14 protein-coding genes are annotated in these 18,438 nt (G+C 27.7%); 1 reads left to right on the top strand and 13 read right to left on the bottom strand.

Annotated elements, in window-relative coordinates:
• Positions 1-18: 18 nt before the first annotated feature.
• From SCHIN_RS01900 to SCHIN_RS01890, 3 genes are read right to left on the bottom strand one after another with little or no spacing between them, the layout of a single operon-like run.
• Entirely contained in the window at positions 19-789 is a 771-nt protein-coding gene (locus tag SCHIN_RS01900; protein WP_166507948.1) for a hypothetical protein, read from the bottom strand.
• Positions 790-791: 2 nt separating this feature from the next.
• A complete protein-coding gene (locus SCHIN_RS01895; protein ID WP_166507947.1) occupies positions 792-3,440 on the bottom strand; it encodes a glycoside hydrolase domain-containing protein in 2,649 nt (882 codons plus the stop codon).
• A 3-nt stretch (positions 3,441-3,443) separates the two neighbouring features.
• Positions 3,444-4,631 carry a hypothetical protein gene (locus SCHIN_RS01890; RefSeq protein WP_166507946.1) on the bottom strand — a complete coding sequence of 396 codons (1,188 nt, stop codon included), beginning with the start codon at positions 4,629-4,631 and terminating at the stop codon, positions 3,444-3,446.
• Positions 4,632-4,758: 127 nt separating this feature from the next.
• Here SCHIN_RS01890 and SCHIN_RS01885 point away from each other — a divergent pair, with 127 nt between their 5' ends.
• The gene (locus SCHIN_RS01885; RefSeq protein ID WP_166507945.1) at positions 4,759-5,736 is read left to right on the top strand and encodes a hypothetical protein; all 978 of its coding nucleotides are present in this window, start codon (positions 4,759-4,761) and stop codon (positions 5,734-5,736) included.
• Between the two features lie 25 nt (positions 5,737-5,761).
• Here the strand turns inward: SCHIN_RS01885 and argS are convergent, their stop codons facing one another.
• The 10 genes from argS to thrS all read right to left on the bottom strand — a co-directional run bounded on the left by argS (position 5,762) and on the right by thrS (position 18,381).
• Positions 5,762-7,423: an arginine--tRNA ligase gene (gene argS, locus SCHIN_RS01880; RefSeq protein WP_166507944.1), complete on the bottom strand. Its 1,662-nt coding sequence runs from the start codon at positions 7,421-7,423 to the stop codon at positions 5,762-5,764.
• Between the two features lie 66 nt (positions 7,424-7,489).
• Positions 7,490-8,593, bottom strand: a complete 1,104-nt coding sequence (locus SCHIN_RS01875; RefSeq protein ID WP_166507943.1) for a DUF871 domain-containing protein — start codon at positions 8,591-8,593, stop codon at positions 7,490-7,492.
• A gap of 68 nt (positions 8,594-8,661) precedes the next feature.
• On the bottom strand, positions 8,662-8,955 hold the full coding sequence (locus SCHIN_RS01870; RefSeq protein ID WP_166507942.1) for a PTS sugar transporter subunit IIB: 294 nt from the start codon (positions 8,953-8,955) through the stop codon (positions 8,662-8,664).
• A gap of 8 nt (positions 8,956-8,963) precedes the next feature.
• Positions 8,964-11,150, bottom strand: coding sequence for a PTS transporter subunit EIIC (locus SCHIN_RS01865; RefSeq protein ID WP_166507941.1), 2,187 nt, complete (start codon positions 11,148-11,150; stop codon positions 8,964-8,966).
• 5 nt (positions 11,151-11,155) lie between these two features.
• Positions 11,156-12,097, bottom strand: coding sequence for a hypothetical protein (locus tag SCHIN_RS01860; RefSeq protein WP_166507940.1), 942 nt, complete (start codon positions 12,095-12,097; stop codon positions 11,156-11,158).
• 79 nt (positions 12,098-12,176) lie between these two features.
• Positions 12,177-13,130: an ROK family protein gene (locus SCHIN_RS01855; RefSeq protein ID WP_166507939.1), complete on the bottom strand. Its 954-nt coding sequence runs from the start codon at positions 13,128-13,130 to the stop codon at positions 12,177-12,179.
• 28 nt (positions 13,131-13,158) lie between these two features.
• Positions 13,159-13,476, bottom strand: coding sequence for a PTS sugar transporter subunit IIA (locus SCHIN_RS01850; RefSeq protein WP_166507938.1), 318 nt, complete (start codon positions 13,474-13,476; stop codon positions 13,159-13,161).
• Between the two features lie 8 nt (positions 13,477-13,484).
• Positions 13,485-15,293 carry an ABC transporter ATP-binding protein gene (locus SCHIN_RS01845; protein WP_166507937.1) on the bottom strand — a complete coding sequence of 603 codons (1,809 nt, stop codon included), beginning with the start codon at positions 15,291-15,293 and terminating at the stop codon, positions 13,485-13,487.
• A gap of 68 nt (positions 15,294-15,361) precedes the next feature.
• Positions 15,362-16,405, bottom strand: coding sequence for a formate/nitrite transporter family protein (locus SCHIN_RS01840; RefSeq protein ID WP_166507936.1), 1,044 nt, complete (start codon positions 16,403-16,405; stop codon positions 15,362-15,364).
• A gap of 26 nt (positions 16,406-16,431) precedes the next feature.
• A complete protein-coding gene (gene thrS, locus SCHIN_RS01835) occupies positions 16,432-18,381 on the bottom strand; it encodes a threonine--tRNA ligase (protein WP_166507935.1) in 1,950 nt (649 codons plus the stop codon).
• Positions 18,382-18,438 lie beyond the last annotated feature (57 nt).

The following is an 18,438-nucleotide window of genomic DNA, read 5'->3' as shown; positions in this document are numbered from 1 at the left end:
TTTTCCTCCGCAAGACTTTTAATTTAAATTTTCTACAACTTCTTTCTTTTCAGTCTTGTTGTCTTCTAAATATACGAATAGATTGATACTTTGAAATAAGATTGTTGGATATCACAACATAATTATCCCTAGAAGATATCCATAATTTAATCAATCAGAGAATATCTTTCCTTTGCTATTGTCTTTGCTGTATAAAACAGCAGAAATTAAAATTATAATTTGTAAAACTGTTGATATAAATGTTAATGACGCTTTGATAATCATTCTAACCTCTCTCTTTACAGAGTTGTTATTTTTAAATCTGATTATTTCATTAATAATTGTTTGACTAAGTAGTAAAACAATTAAAATAGAAACTGAAACATAGAAACATATCATGAACGTATTGAAACTGATATTAGAATTCAAATATACTTGACTAAGTATTGTATCTAAAATCACAAATACAATACTTAAAGATAAACAAACTATTGATAAGATATTTTGTTTTAAATTAAATTTAAAATCAAAATATCAGAAAATAATAAAACCAACTTGAATTGCCAATAATGTAAATAAAATATAATAATTTAATTCTGAAGGTATAAATAAACCATTTTTATATTGATCTTCTAATACGAATTCAAAAATAGAATAAGTTATTATTGATAAAACCATTAAACCAATATCTTTACCCAGAAAAATATAATTTCATTTTTTGGTTTTTGTAAAAGTAAAATAATTTAAAATGCTAAACAGAGAAAGAGCTAATAAAAAAATTAAAAATAATGTATTAATTTTAAATATCATAATTATTCTCCTTTTAATTTATCTATAATACTTATCAACTCATAAACTTGTTGTCCTAATGTTTTTGAAAAGTTATTAGAAGTTGATGAATATAAATTAAATTTTTCAATATCATTATTTTCACTCTCATATCATTTGTATTGATTATTATTTTTTTCAATTAATCTTGATACAGGATAACCAACTTGTGATAAAGCTCTAATTAAAGTATTTTCAGAAACAACATTTAAACCAGAGTTTAGTAAGGTTTTTAATTTATAAATATGATTTAAAATATTTATATTGACTTGCATTCTAATACTTATCAAAGCATTGTTGTTTGCATCTCCTCCATAAGTTAAAAAATCTTGTCCAGCTTCATGGTCAACATTTCCAGAACCTATTAATTTTTCAGTACTGTAAATTTGTGGTAATCCATTTTCATCAAATGAACCTTGGTTTACAGTTGCATAATGATCATATGCAAATCTTACAAAACCATTAGCTCCCATTAAGGCAGAGAATAGCATTAATCAAGCAGTTTCAGAATAATCAGATTGTATAAATGCTCCTGGATAATTATTTCAAGAATTGTAGAAATAGAACTTATGAACTTTGTTAGATTCACGTCTATTTAAAATTGCTTTTCTTATTACTTCCATATTAAAGTTATTATCTAAAACTTCTTTCAACATTCTTGATTGCATCACATAAGTGTCTACGTAATCACTTGAAATATAGTCATTGATTTTCTTTTCATCATTTGCTGAAATGTTCTTTTTAATCAATTTGGTTATTTCAGATCTTCATCCTATAAATGCATAAGAATAAACTCTGTTGATTTGATCATCACTTACAGCATTTTCTTTAAAGTTTTTCATTATTGTTTCTATTGATGATTCATTTTGTTCATCAAAAGTTGAATAAATTTTTACATTATCTCCATTTTTTAATTGAATATCTTTATTGTCTTTGTTATCAATTAAGAATTTTGAAAGTTGTTTTGCCAATTGTGTGTGTACAGTTTTTACATAAACATTTCCTTGAGAAGATATTTTACCTGTTGATGTACTTACAAGATCTACACCAGAGTATAGTCCAAGTTCTCTGTAAGTATCATCACCAGTTGCAAAGTTAAAACTAAATCCACCAACATCCATTGTATTTAAATGTATTTCTTTAATGTTATATTTAGCAGCTAATTTCATATGTTCTAAAAGACCTGTAAAATTAAATTTTCAATCTCATCCATTTGCAAAAGTTTCTTCAAACGAATTATTTAAAAGATATTTATAATATGAGTTTTTATCTATAAGTGTTTCTTTTTTTAATTGACCATAATATTCAATTGCGTTTTTATGAAATCCACTCACATAAAGGAAACTTTGATTTGCTTGCTTTAATGGTTCTAAATATCCATCCATTACTTTAGAATTTGGTTCAGCCAAGTATTGTTGAATATATTTATTTGTTGGGTCTTGCCCTTCTTTTCAAGTTGAATTATATGGTTTGTAGTCAACACTAAATTTATTTCCAACTATTTTATAACTTTGGTTAATGTATGCAAAATCTTGTTCATTACTCTTGTTTGTAATCTTTATAAAGAAACTTGTATATTCCCCATCTTCAATTAATTCAAATTTATAATTATCTGAACTGTTTTTAGCGTCACCTGAAAGTGAATCTTTAAATAACTTAATCAAGTAATCATTGTTTAATTTGAAATCATTTGAATTAACATCCATACTTAAAGTTTTACCACTATACTCAGAAAATATTGCTTTTCCTGTGTTATTTTCAGCATCAGAATAACTATTTGTTTTAACTTGTTTATAGTTATTAAATTCTGCCATTCCTTTAACAAAATAAGGAGTGGCATCAAACGATTGATTATCAGCTATTAAATCATTTGAACTATTTTTTTCTTCTAACGATAAGACTTTTGAATCTATAGTTATAGCCATATCATAAGAATAAGAATATTCTTTTCCATCATAAACATAGTCTATTTTTAAAGCTAAATTTCTAGTTCCTGTTTTAGCTGCTCTATCTGCTTTAAAATTTATTCAAACTGGTTGAACCTCATTTTTTGGAACTATTTCATTTTCCTGATAAGTTGCATCTGGTACATATTGGTCTAACCCGTTGTTTCCCAAATAATTATTATTCGCTTGTGGAGCATAAACATCTATAAACTTTTCGAATTTAGGTTCAACTGTCAAGTTGCTTTGATCTCCATCAACACTAACCTTTAAATTTGTATACTTTGAAAGATTATCAAATTTGTTTACAAGTATTAATTGTGCAGCTGAGCTTTGTTCTTTTCAAACGTTTAATTCTAATTTAGGATTATTTACTTTTAAATAATTTTGTTTATCCCCATTTAATTCTTTTGTACCATTTTTTTTATTGTAAATTGCATAAGTAAAATATTGTGAACCAAAAAAACCATAGATAGGATTATTATTTTGTTTATTATCAGGAGTTGAGTTTACAGCCCCTGATTGATAATTGTAATTTTTTTGTGGGTTTGTAAACTCGCTCATGTCATAATCATCACTGCCACCGTTATTAATATTTCCACCAATTCCTGAAGCTATCCTCGAACAAGAAACTGTAGGGATTGAGAGAGCTACAGCAGATAATCCAAGTAGTCTTAATAATTTTTTCATTTTCTAATCCTCAAAAAATACATCAAAATGCATTTTTACGCTTTCTACCCCTTCTTTAATTTGTAATTTGTAACTTTCTGAATCAGTTATTGAAATTATCGCTCATTTTTTGTCTTTTTCTCTATCAGAAATGTGTTTACTCAATTCGCCAATCGTTACTGTTTCTAAATCCACAGCTTTATTACTTACCAAAATGCCAAATTTTAATTTATTGATATCCTCGATTGCGAGACTTTCAGCATTATAGGTTTTTTTAATTTTATCTAGAACTGTATTTTTAAGAGGCTCTAATCAATCTATTAATTTGTCATCTAACTTAGCTCTATTTTCTTTTGTATTTATTGGTCAATAGTCTTCTAATTTACCATTTACTTCATTTGGTCAATTACTTGCATCTAATTTATTGTCTTCACCTAAAATCAAACCTTCAATAAATTCTATTTGTTTATCTTCACCTATTTTAAATAACCTTGCTTTTTGTTTATTTGAAAGTGAATCTAAAGCATCGGTTTTTAAAACATCATATTCAGAATCAATTTTAAATTTATCTATTGAAGAAAAGTCTAAATCTATAAAGTCATCAGATATTTCAAAGTTAGTATATTGTTCTCTGAATTTTTTAATTGTTATTTTATTTTTTGTAAACAATTTAAGCTTATTTAAAAAATCACTATTACTTGTTGGTTTATTTTTTGAATTTATATATATTTTTTCTAACCCAGAAAAATCTGGTCTTAAATCAATAGTTATATATGTTGTTCCATAAAAATCTGAAACTATATTTTTGGGAATTGATACTTCTATTGTGAAAAAGTATATTGCATTATTTGGTGACTGAGAATCGAAAGTTATAAAGTTTTCACTTTTAGTTTCGAAACTTGAATTTTCATCAATTTTTCCATAAAAAAATTTAGAGTTAAAAGTTTTAAAATTCATAAGTCTTGATATTATAGACTTAAAACTTAATTCTAAATTGCTTGTTAAACCATTTGACTCCTTGGTATTAATGTCGTCATAGGTCAATTTTGATATTGAACTTAGTATTTTTTCTTCATTTAAATAGTTGCCGATATTTATTCTGTTTAAATCCAAAATACTTTTATTATTTTTTACTAAAACAACACCTGCCGAAGCTGTTGTTGTTGCACCAACCAATAAAGTTAGCATTAATTTCCTTGTAAGCCTTTTCATTTTTAAAAATTTCCTTTTCCCCTAAACACAAAATACATATAGAGTTTACAAAAAAAAAAAAAAAATGCAAGTCTTTAAATTAAATACTATAATCTTTATATGTTTAAAAACGTTTGAGGAGAATATTATGAAAAAGAAATTACTTTTAATACCAACTTTATCTTTAACTTTAGTGGTAGCTTCTTGTGGAACACCTAAACCTAATGTAAATAACGAAATAAAGAATTTTATTTTATTAGGTTTGGATGGTTTGGATTACCAAACTTTACAAACAAAAGTTATGCCATTATTAAATGAAAATGCACAAGAAAATTTAGTTTTTGACAGTAAAGAGTTTGAAACTAGCGTTGTAGATTCTGGAAATGCTTGAAGAACTGTTTTATACGGTTCTCAATATGAAGTTACAGACTCTAATGGAAATCCTAAAAAAAGCGGAGAAGATATCTTTTCAAAAGTGAAAGCAAAGTATAAAGATAGCAAAAATGCTGCTTTTTATAATTGATTTGCAATGAATCCAAACTCATATACAAATAACAATAATATGACATGAGGAGTTTTAGATAGAGATGTCAACAATGCATTAGATGATCAATTTGATGCAGACTCAGCTTTAAAAGAAAATGAGGGCTATAATTTATCATCATTATCAGATAAAACTTCAGATAACAATCCATTCAAAGATAAACTAAAGAATTTAGAAGAAGCACAAACTTATACTGATTTTATTTACGAAAATGCAATGAAAGAAAATGAAAATAGGTCCATAAAAGCCATTGACCAAGATTTTAACTTTATTTTCCATTATGATACAGTTTGAGATGATCTCCATCATGGAGAATTTAGTTATCAAACAGATAACGAAATAGATGATGCTGTTTTAGATAAAATCGTTGAAGTTTATGCAAAATGAATAAACTATTATTTTTCACTTGATAAAGACAAGTGATTTGTAGGTGTCACAACAGACCATTCTAGAGATGAAGAGGATTTTAATCACACAACAGATAATGCAAAAAAATCTTGATTTATTTCGAATCAAGATTTAGGAACTAAATATAAATATAATAAATTAAGTAGCTTTAGAGATATAGTACTAAGCAAATAAAAAAACCCGTTTGAAACGGGTTTTTTTACATTTCCTTTATAACTTCAATCCCAATTAATCCAAATGCATTTGAAAGTACTTGGAAAATTGCTTTTGTTAAAAGAACTCTTTGTTTTGTCAATTCTATATTATCTAAATCAAATATTTTTGAATCTGCATAATATGAATGGAATCTTTTAGCTATGTTTTGAATATAATCTGTAATAATATTTGGCAATCTTGAAGATGCAGCATATTCTACAGTTTTATTAAATGAATCTAAAAGAATAATTAATTGTTTTTCTTTTTCACTTGTTAAATCAGTAATTTTAACACCATTTAAATCAATATTATTTTCTTCTGCTTTTAAGATGATTTTATTACATCTTGCAGTTGCATATTGAGCATAAAATACAGGGTTAGTACTGTTTTTTTGATATGCAATATCAATATCAAAGTCCATATGACTTGATGGTGTTTTAGAAAGTAACATATATCTTAATGAGTCTTTTCCAACCATTTCAAGTAAATCAATTAATCAAACAGCTGTCCCTTTTCTTTTTGACATTTTATATTCTTGACCATCTTTAATTAGTCTAACCATTTGAATCATATCAATTTCTAAAATACCTTTTTTGTGTCCTAGAAGTGCAAGTCCAGCGTTCATTCTAATGATGTATCCATGGTGGTCTCCACCTCAAAAGTTGATGTATTTGTCAGATTTACTTCTTTTAAATCTAACATCGTGGTTTGCAAGATCTGGTGTTATGTAAGTATAATCTCCATTAGATTTTATAAGAACTCTGTCCTTATCATCACCGTAATCTGTAGTTCTTAATCAAAGAGCTTCTTCTTTTTCATAAGTACTTCCACTTTCTTTGTAACTTTCAAGCATTTTTTCAATTTGATTGTTTTTATACATTTCAGCTTCGCTTGTATAAAGTTCAATATCAACACCAAAGTCATTTAATTGTTTTTTAATTTCAGTCATAAATAACTCGATTGATTCTTTTTTAAATAAGTTATGTGTTTCTGTATCGTTAATTTTGTTATCTACAATATCAAAAGTAATAAATTTATCTCCATATTTATCAATAAACTGTTTTGCTATTTCAATGTACATATCTCCACCATACATTTCATCTGGTTTATTAACTGGTGAGTTTAATAACTCTTTGTAATGGAAAAATAAAGTTGAAGCACTGATGTTAATTTGATTACCAGCATCATTTGTGTAGTATTCAGTTTCTACATCATAACCTGCAAATCTTAAAATTTTTGCAACTGAATCTCCAATTGCCCCATTTCTTGCATGTCCAACATGTAAGTAACCTGTTGGATTTGCAGAAACCAATTCAAGATTATATTTAAAGTTTTTTGTTTCTGATTTACCAAAGTTTTCTTTTTTATTTAAAACTTCTGCAACAACTTCATTTAAAAGGTTGTTTTTTATTGTCATGTTTATAAATCCAGGTCCTGCCATTTCAACTTTTTCAAATATCTCTTCTTTAGAAAGACATTCTACTAATTTTTGAGCAAGTTCTCTTGGATTTGTATTATTGTTTTTTGAGTTTATTAAAGCAAAGTTTGTTGAAAAATCACCATTATTTTCTTCTCTAGGTCTTTCGATTTGAATTTCTCCAACAATGTTATTTTCTTTAATTATGTTTTCAAATACATTTGAAATTTTATTTACTAATACGTTCATGTTTCCTCCAGTTTAACGTCTACTTGATAGACTTTATAGTTTTATATTATATTTTTAGTTTTAAAACTACCGAATAAATTTAAACCTAAAATGAGTTCAAGGTTTAATGAAACTCAATAAAAACATTTCACTTTCACTTATTTGTCCAACATAATTATATCTTTCATTTTCATTTTCAAAATCATTTTTCAATATTATATGAACTTCACCTTTATATTTTTTATCATTATCATTAATTATTACAATATCTCCTACATTAAAAGTTTTTTTAGTAGGTCTTGGAATTACTTGTTCGTTTTTAAATTCAACTCTTGAAAAAGTTGATCTTACAAAAAACTCACAAATATCTCCCCTTCTAAAGTGAGGGTAAAGTAATATATTTTTTTCAACTTCACTTACTTGTTCTGGTAAATTTAGATCAAAAGTTATTTCATCAAAATCTATACTTGCCAATTGTTCTAATTCTTGGTCAGTTGCATATGCATTTCCAATTAAAACAGTGTCAATTTCATCAGTATAGAACAAGATTTTTGCTTGTGTTGAAATTTCTAAATCTCTTTGCATTTCAAGAGTTGGCAATTCTTTTTGTCCAACAGCTGAAGTCATTTCTCCGTTGTGACTTGCAACAAATGCAGCTGTACTTAATCTATATTTTAAATATCTTTGGTTTGCTTGAGTAAAGTAATCAAATGGTAAAGCTGTATATTTTAAGGGATAAAAGTTATGACAACCACTTAGTCTTGATCTTATTGGTTGATAATCCATTACATTATCTATAAGGCTATCATTATTTGACATATTAAGTTGAATATCAACTTTTGCTTTATTATGTGTTATGTTTGCAATTTCTGCAGGTAAACTTGGTGAATCAAGACGTAAACAATCAATCCCATATTCTTTACATTTACTTACATCATTTACAGAAATACCAATTAACTCCATTGAAAGATATTCTACATCTAATATTGTATAAAAACCTATTTCTTTAGCATATTTAAGTGATTTTAATACCATATTTGCTTTTTGTTTGTCATTTTCTTGACCTACAAAATGCAAAACACTCGTAAAAACCACACTATATCCAAGTTTTTTTGCTTTATCTAAATATTCTTTATCTTTTTCAAATGAAGATTGTTCTGGGAAAATTGAAATACCTATTTGCTTTTTCATGTTTACCTCTTTCTAGATATATTCTAACAATAAAAAAAACTCTTTTACAAGAGTTTTTAAGTTTGTTATTAGATATTTGACATTGCAAATTCTAAAACTTTTTGTCCATCAGCTTTAGCATATAAAGTTTGATCGATTGTAAATACTGGTTTTGTAAGTGCACTTTTTAGTCCATCTAATTCATATGCAACTTGTGGTCCAATTAAAACTATGTCTCAATTATCTCCAATTAATTTTGCCTCTGATACTGAAGTTGCTTTAATTTCAACTTCAATATCTTGCTCAAATGCTTCATCAAGCATTTTTTTCACAAGAATTGATGTACTCATTCCAGCAGAGCACGCTAGTAAAATTTTTTTCATTTTTCCTCCTAAGCAATTATATTTGTTTGTATTTTGTCTTGAATTACCATTCCTGGTAAATCAATATTTTTATATTTAGTCATTAATTCGCGTTTTTCAAGTTTATTTGCAAGTAAAACAAATGGAGTATAAACGCTCAACAATATTCCAAAGTTAATCAGCGCAACTATTCCACCCCAGACATCTTTTGTGGATAAGAATCCTCCAATGATTGGTGGGGTTGTCCATGGAACAATTACAGATGTGTAACTCATCATACCTGTGACTGTTGCAAAGTAAGCAAACATTCCAGCTATTAACGGTCCAATTACAAATGGAATTAATAGTATTGGGTTCAATACTATTGGTAATCCAAACATTAAAGGTTCGTTAACACAGAATAGTGCAGGTATTATTGTGATTTTTGCCATCGCTCTTCAATCACTTCTTTTTGAGAAAACAAATATAGCAATTATTAAAGCAATGGTTCCCCCAGTTCCACCTAAGTGAATAAAGTTATTCATAAATGGATTTGTAAATACATATTTTGGATCAGCTCCAATAGCTAGTGCTTCTTGATTTTGGATAAGTCCTGTCAATTGTATTGGTTCTACAATTGGTGAAAGTATTCCAGAAGCGTGAATTCCTAAAAATCAAAGAATTTGTCAGAAGAATACAATTGTAACCATTCCACCAAATCCAGAAACCGCATGAACTAAAGGTTTTTGTACAACAACAACAATTAATTCGTTGAATGTACTAAATGTTCTAACTTCATTTCCAATTTTAATATCTCCAATTAACAGTCCAACTTCTGCAATTGTAAATGCCATTAGTGAGAACATAATTAAAACTAATGCATAAGGAATTAAGTTATTAAATGATTTTGCCACTCCATCAGGTACTGATTCAGGCATTTTGATTTTTAGTTTTTCATTTTCTGATGCTTTTCCATAAATAACAGTTGATAAGAAAGCTACCAATATTGCAGTAAACATTCCAGAACTTCCCATTGAAGTAAGGTCTGAGAATATTGTTGTATTCATAACAACAATTGACGCACATGTTAGCATAGCAGCCCCTCAACTATTAACTTTATAGTATGGTGCTAAATGATATGCAATTGCAGCTCCTAGTAATAATGCATAAAATGCATATGTACCATTTCAAATGTTAACACCAATTGATTTTAGTTGGTTTAAAACATTTAATGAATCTATATCCATTACAAAGAAGTTGAATAATCCTCCGTTTGCAGCAGATAAGATAATGTTATTTATAAGAATAAAGGCAGCACCAACTATAACCAAAGGCATAATTGAGAAGAAACCTCCTCTTAAAGCAGAAATAAATTTATTATTTGAAAATGCTCCTGCAGCTTTTGTTGTGTTATCAATAAACACTTTAAATGAAAGAGGTTTACCTTTTCCTTTGTTGTATCTAACTTCAAGTTTAGTATCTCTAAACATTTTCTTTTGGAAAGATACTTTGTTTTTAAATTGAATCGCCAACTGATTAAGAGCCACTGTTAATTCATAAACTTTGCGCTCATCGTCGCTTTTAAATGGTTTTAATCTTGATTTAGTTTGCTTTCTTAAAATTGAATTGAAATTCTTTATTTCAGGGTTTTCAACTTTAAATTCTTCAATCATTTTGTTTCTATCATCAATATATTTCTGCTTAAATTCTGCTTTTTTATCAGCAAAAATTTTCGCAGCAACGACTACATCGTTTTTTAGTTCGATATCTTTTTCATTTCTTACTGATTCAAGTTGTGTTCACTTATCTTTGATAGTAATTTTTAATTCTTTGTTTTTGATTGAAAGAGCTTTGTTTTTTTCTTTCATAACTTTAATAGCAGATTCAATTGATTTAATCTCATCATTTGCTTTATTAACTCTTAACTCTGTTTTTTCTTTATAACTTTGTTTTAATAGAGTTACTTCATTGTTGTATTTTTCATACATAGCATCAATATCATTTTTTACATATTTAGATCCAGTTAAATTAATGTTGAATTCATTTTTAAGTTCATTAATTTTACCATGCATAATTTTTTTAAAATGATGTTTGATATCTTTTGCTTTATGTTTTTTTGCAGACAAAATTTTTCTAGATTCTTTTATATCTTGAGTATTTTTCTTGTAAGTTTGTTTATTTTGAATAATTGTATTGTAGAGACTATTTATCTCTGGGAATTTAGCATATTTTTCCATATTTATTAGTCTCCTATTTCCTTAACAATATCACTTACAGTATTTTTTCCGTATGCAAATAACGAAACTTTCTCAATTAAGTTGTTATAAGCAACAGCATAGTTGAATAATTCACTTTCATTAATATAATCCTCGTCGCCCTCTTTACCAGGGAAATCATCATAAGCATCTTTAATTCCTTCAACATCAAACGTTCCTGGTTGTAAGTATCTAACTAATCTTGGGTCAAACTTAATTTTAGTTTGACTTGTTCCTCTAGATTTAATTACCCCTAAACTAATTGTTTTAAAAAGAGGTACAAATAAACTTCTTTCAAGACTTACTTCTGATTTCTTTATTAAAGTAGTTATTTCTCATTCGTTTCTTGAAGTCAAACTTCCCTCTTCGTCACCAATTATATTTGCTGAAATTTTTTCAGTATAACTTTTAATTTCCATTAACAAAGTATATGCTTTTTTAGCTACTGCCAATTTTGCAATATTAACTTGAAATTCTGGTGTAATAATTTCATCTTCAAGAAAATCTAATATTTCATTTTCCAACTCATAGTTCAATTCAAATGATGTATTTCCTATTTCTTGATCATCTCTTAGAACTATTGTTTTTCATGCAGACAATTTATTTCCAGCTATTAGTGATTCAAATCAAGTGTTTGCTTCTTCATAATCTTTTAAAACTGTTTTTGTGAAATCATAAAACTTTTGAGGTTCTTTTGCTATGTCGTCAAAATATTGTGTATTTTTAGCTATCAATTGATAAGTACCATCTTTTTCTTTTATGTCTCTTCAATCATATTGTTTTTTACCAAAATATATTTCTCTATCATTATTTACAATATTATTTATTTGTCTTGAGTATCTTCCTTCACACGAAACAACATTTGCAGAAACCACTGCAATGTTAGCTGATAAAAGAAGTGACCCTAATAAACTTAGCATTCTTTTCATAATTAACCTCACTATCTAAATTTTATATAAATAAATTAAACTTTACAAATAAAAAAACAAAACATTTTGTTTTATTTTTTTAGAATTTCAGTTCAGCTTTACCGTATTCATAAACACCTCAAGCTCCAACTAAATCGCTTAATGAAGCTTGAACAATGTTTAAACGTTCATAGAAATCTGGTAAAACATAATTTGCTGCTTGTTTTTTCAATAGATCTAATAATGGTTTTCCTAAATTTGAAGGTCCTCCACCAATAACTATCATAGACACATCAAAGAAGTGAATAATCACAGAAATTATTTTTGCTAATGGTTCTAAAGCTTTGTAGAACACAGCAATTACATCTTTATCTTTTTCTTGGAATAAATCTGCAATATCTTTAATATGCATATTATCTCCTAATTTTTGATATCTTTCGCCTAGAGGTCCAGTTGAAACTTTAGCTTTTGCTATTAATTCTCTTTCAATTCCTGAAGCAGATGAAATAGGTTCTATACATCCTTTTAATCCACAACCACATTGGATTTCATCTTGGAATCCACCACCATGTCCAGGTTCACTTGGAAGTCCAGTGTTATCTCCAAAAACTAGTCGCCCGTTGAAGATAGCTCCTCCACCAACACCAGTTCCTATTGTAAATAAAGCCATTGAATCAGGTACTTTTTTTAACCCTTTACTTCATTCACCAAACGTTGCAGCTTTTGCATCATTCAATACTACAACTTTTTCATTTTTAAATATTCTTGTCATTTCTTCTTTAACAGGATAATCTCTTCAACCTAAGTTTGTTGAATAGATAACTTTACCCTCTGCATTGTCAACAATACCACAAACTGCAATTCCTATAAAGTCTAAATTATCCATATCAATGTTATTTTTTTCAGCAACTTCTCTTGCTTCTTTACCTATGTTTTCTAATAGGTTTTCTCTTGGATTTGTACTAAATGTAAATTTTGCAATAACTTTATCGTTATCAAAAAAAGCACATTTTGCAGAAGTTGCTCCTAAATCTATTGTAAATGCTTTAGCCATTTTAACTCACCCTTTAACTTTCAATATATTATTTTTTTTCGATTATTTTATACATTTCTATCATTTCTTTTGCCAATAATATTATGGTTTGTGTATTTAATAGTTGGTCTTCTGCATGTACAAATAACAATTTGTACTCTAAATCATTTCCCTGTGCTTCATGAACCACAATGTCCATATGCGCATTGTGCGCCTTGTTCATTTCAGTTTCAGCTGACTCAATTAATTCTTCTGCCTTTGAAAAATTGAATTCTTTTGCACTTCTGATAGCCATTACTGCGTTAGTCTTTGCAGTACCAGAATGGGTAATAATTTGCATAGAAATATCTTGTCAATCTATTTCCATAAAACCTCCTATTTTAATAAACCATATTTATATAATTTTTGAAACCTTCCCGGTTCATTTTTTAATTTATCAAATGTTCCAATTTGCCCTATTCCAATATTTCGTTCTAAAACTATAATATTGTCAACGTTTTTGATTGTGCTTAGCCTATGTGCGATAACAATCGTTGTTCTATTTTTCATAAGTTCATCAAGTTCTTTTTGGATCTCTTTTTCAACAATATTGTCCAAAGCACTTGTTGCCTCATCTAAAATAAGTAATTGAGGATTTTTTAAAAACAACCTTGCAATAACAAGTCTTTGTTTTTGACCCCCCGAAAACATAAAACCACGTTCTCCCAAAATTGTATCATATTTATCTGGCAAAGTATCAATATAAGAATGCAATTTTGCTTTTTTACATGCTTCAATAACGTCCTTTTTATCAACGTTTTTTAAACCATACATAACATTTTCTAGAATAGTGCCATACAGAATTTGAGGTTCTTGCTCAACATAACCAACAAGAGATAAGTAATTTGGTAGATCTAACTTTTTAATATCAATATTATTGATCAAAACCTCGCCTTTTGTTGCATCATAAAATCTAAGTAACATTTTAGCTATCGTTGATTTACCAACCCCTGTTTCACCAACAAAAGCATAACTTTTTCCTTTATCAAAACTTATGTTTATTTCTGGTAATATTTGATTTTTAGGTGATTCAGGATATGAAAAACCTACATTTTTGAACTCTACACTGTCAATCGAATCAATTTTTATAGGTTCATCGCTAAATTCCATAATTGATTTAGCATCAAAAATGTAATTCAATCTCATAGTACAATTTGCAGCTCTTGTCATACCCCTCATAGTCATTGTAAGAACCATTAGGTTAGTAAGTAAGTTAAAACTAGCAGAAGTAAAGGTTGTGATTATCACAGAAAGCTCTGCTGGTGTTTTTACACTTTCATACATTAAAACCGAAATCATAACCATAGATGCCGGTAACATTCAAGCCATAGCATTATTAAAAACAACCAAAATAGATTGTCATCCAATAACTTTTTGTTGTTTTGTATCGTATTTTTTATGTAAATCAATATTTCTATTTGTTTCTCTAATTTCAGAACCAGATGATTTAATTAATCTTACATTTATTAATCTATCAGTTATATCTGCATCAATTGATTGTCTTACATCAACTGCAGTTATCAATGCACGTCTATAATAAACAAAAATAACTCAAATAACTGCAAACATAAAGAATAATCAACCTGTTGCAATTGAAGCTAATTTAACATCAATTGAATACATAATAATTAAAGTGGTTGTCATACTTGCAATCATATATATTAAATTTAAAAAGAAATCATTAAACGCGCTACCCACATTTTCTGTATCATTTATAATTCTTGACATTATTAAACCAATTTGATTTTTAGAATAATAACTAATATCAATATTTACAATATGTGATAGTGCTTTTTGTCTTAAATGAATTTCTAATTTCTTTGCAAATAATTGAGATAAAAAGTTTGTAAAGAAGTCAAAGAAAAGCAAACATAGATAAAAACCTATCCCAATATATATTCAAACTGTCCAGTGAATACTCATGCCTCAAAATTGACTTGTTTGATCTACGGTATTATTAATAGCTTCTGTCATTTCTCTTACAACTATTGTTGTGGTTGAGAAAAAAATCGATTCAAAAATATTTACAAAAACCAAGAAAAAGAAATTGATAGGATAGTTTTTAACTCCTTCTCCAATCATTCTAATTGTTGCAAACATTTTCTTTTTACTAAATGCTTTTTCAGAGCTAAATTTCTCAGCCATAATATCACGCTTTCTAACTCTAATTTTATACAACAAAAACTCTAAAAGATATTAGAGTTTTATATTTTTTAAAGTTTTTTTACACTTTTGTTTTTAGCTTTTTGTTCTAATTTAAGTTTTTTAGCCTCTTCTTTTTCTTGAATTCTACCTAATTGGTGATTTAAAAATTTTAATCTTTCTTTTTTAAAGAAAACATTTGTAATATCACTATTAATTAAGTGTAAAATTCCAGGAAGTATGATTGCTCCACCAACTCAATTACCTAAAATTGCAGGAATTAAATTGATAAATATGTATTTTACAATATCAACTCATTGTTCATTTATGTGATATGTATTTTGAAGTGCATCACTTCCAAAGTGAAAGATGTTTTCTGAAATCATCATTCACAAGAAGAAAGTATTTGCAGGGGCATGCTGATATCCTGAAATAACAAAGAATGCTATTGGGAATAAGAACAAGAAGAATGGAGCTAAAGTATTTTTAGAAGCACTAGTTAATGGTAAAGTTGATGAAACCATAATGTTACACAAAATACCACTTGCAAATACTGCAATTACTGAAATAACAATTGTTTTTGCACTATTGCTTTCTCCAGCTTCAAACATTTTATGAATACCCATTGAATATGCTTTTGCAAAAACAGCACTATTTGTGTGGGCACCTGCTAATGTAAAGATTATTACAAAGAATAATGTTCCTAAAAAGTTTCCTAATAAAACACCAAGTATTCCTTTTAAATAATCTTCAACAAAGATTGTTTTTTTAATTGTTGGAATTGTTGACACAACATGAGAAGTGTATAAACCTCCTCCTAAGAATGTAATAGTAATAATACATCCTGGGAAAAGAATTCCTAAAAAGATTGGATCCATTCCTGGTTTAGTTACTGTAGCAAATACAACAGCTGTATAACCTGCAGCTAAAATAATTCCTCCAAGTACACCAAGTAGAATTTGTTTAATAAACAAGTATTCCATTTTATGAATGGCTGCTGAAAAACCTCCAAGTATTCCAGCAACCATAAATCCATGCTCTTTATCCAAGACACTAAAATCTTCTTTTTCAAGTTGATTTATTTCATCTTGTATTTTTACAGACTTTTTATTCATTGTTATTTCTCCTATTTTAATAGTGTTTAACCATAAACTTTTCTATCTATTTTTTCTCTTAATTTATCGATAAATTCTTGTAAGCTAACAGTAATTTGTTCTTCACTTCCATAGGTTCTGTATGTTACAGTTCCATTTTTTTGTTCGTTTTCACCAAGAACTAATTGATAAGGCACTTTTCTAACTTGTGCTTCTCTAATTTTGTAACTTAATCTTTCATCTCTTTTATCAATTTCAGATCTAATTAAATTTTTTCTCAATTCAACTCTAACTTGTTCTGCATAATCAGAGTTTGCAACGATATTTACAGGTATTATTTGTACTTGTTTTGGTGCACATCATAAAGGTAAAACACCTTTTGTTTGTTCTAAAAGAACTGATACAAATCTTTCATAAGTTCCAACCAATCCTCTATGAATCATAATTGGTCTTTCATTTTCCCCTTTAGGTCCAATGTATTTTAAATCAAATTTTTGTGGTAACAAGAAATCAAGTTGAATAGTTGAAACAGTAATTTCATGTCCAATTGAAGTTTTTGCTTGAATATCTAATTTAGGTCCATAGAATGCAGCTTCACCTGGCATTTTTTTGTATTCTAAATCCATTTCTTTTAACACATCTTCTAATTCGCTTTCAGCATTGTTTCACATTTTATCATCATCAAAGTATTTTTCTTTATCTTTAGGATCTCTTAAAGATAAAGATAAATAGTCCACTTTAATATCAAAAGTTGCCAATACTTCTTGAATTAAGTTGAAACATCTTTTGAATTCTTCTTTTACTTGATCTGGTCTTACAAAGATATGTGAATCTGTAAGTTCCATAGCTCTAACTCTTTCCAAACCAGTTAAACTTCCAGAAGATTCGTATCTATGTTGTAAAGCATGTTCTGCAAATCTTAATGGTAAGTCTTTGTAACTTCTTGGTTTAAAGTTGTATACACTAATGTGGTGTGGACAACTCATAGGTTTTAAAACCATTTCTTCTTTTGGTAAGAACATTGGAGCAAACATATCATCTCTATAGTGTTCTCAGTGTCCTGATGTTTTATATAAATCTGAAGTTCCAATTACTGGAGTTTCAATTTGAATAAAGTCATATTCAAATTCTTTTTCCATTAAATATTTTTTTATTTCTTGTTTTAAAACTGCACCATTTGGTAATCAAATTGGTAATCCTTGTCCAATTAAAGGATCTAAGTGATAAATTTCTAAATTTTTTGCAATGTTTTTGTGATCACTTGCTTTAATTTCTTCTATTTTTTCTACCAATTCTTTAAAGTCTTTTTCACTAATTGCAGTTAAACCATGAATTTTATAAATAGATTTTTGTACATCACCATTTTCAACAGATACTCCTGTTAATTGTGTGAATTCTATTTTAAACAGATCACTTGTTTTTGCAAGTGTTGCGTAACGAGCTAAGAATGGAACACCACCCAATACCCCTATTGCTAATTTAATATAACTTTTTTCATTTAAATCTAAAGTTCAATTGATAAATTCTTCACTTGAACCTGTTTTTTTCATTTCTTCAACATATCCTTCAAGACTTGTAGTATTGAAGTTAAATTCTAAACTTTCCTTAATTATTTTATTTGCTTCCAGTTCAACTTCTTTTAAATCGTCAAACTTTAATCCCTTTTCGTAATCAAAGAAAGCAAAAAATTCATCAGTGTCTAAATTATCTTCGTAAGGTACAACTTCACCTTCAGGAAATACTCTTTCTAAAGCAAGACATGTTACTAATTTTGCAGTATAGTTTACAACTCTACTGAAAAGTTCGTGTCTTTCAGTAATTAATTCTAATTTACAATCTCTATTGATCATTGCTTCAGAAGGAACTACTTCCTTTCCGTTAATAAGTGCTCCCACACACTTCTTCTTTAAACTTGTGGCAATGTCTCCAGCTATGTCAAGAACTTTTCTTGGTTCGTCATAACTTTTAACTTGTCCATCTAATAAAGTGATTTTCATTTTTACTTTCCTTTCTTAATATATGTTTATTTATTTTCTTAAATTTACAACCATAAA

This window comes from Spiroplasma chinense, assembly GCF_008086545.1.
GTDB lineage: Bacteria > Bacillota_I > Bacilli_A > Mycoplasmatales > Mycoplasmataceae > Spiroplasma_A > Spiroplasma_A chinense.
This window is presented reverse-complemented; position numbering and strand designations above follow the sequence as displayed.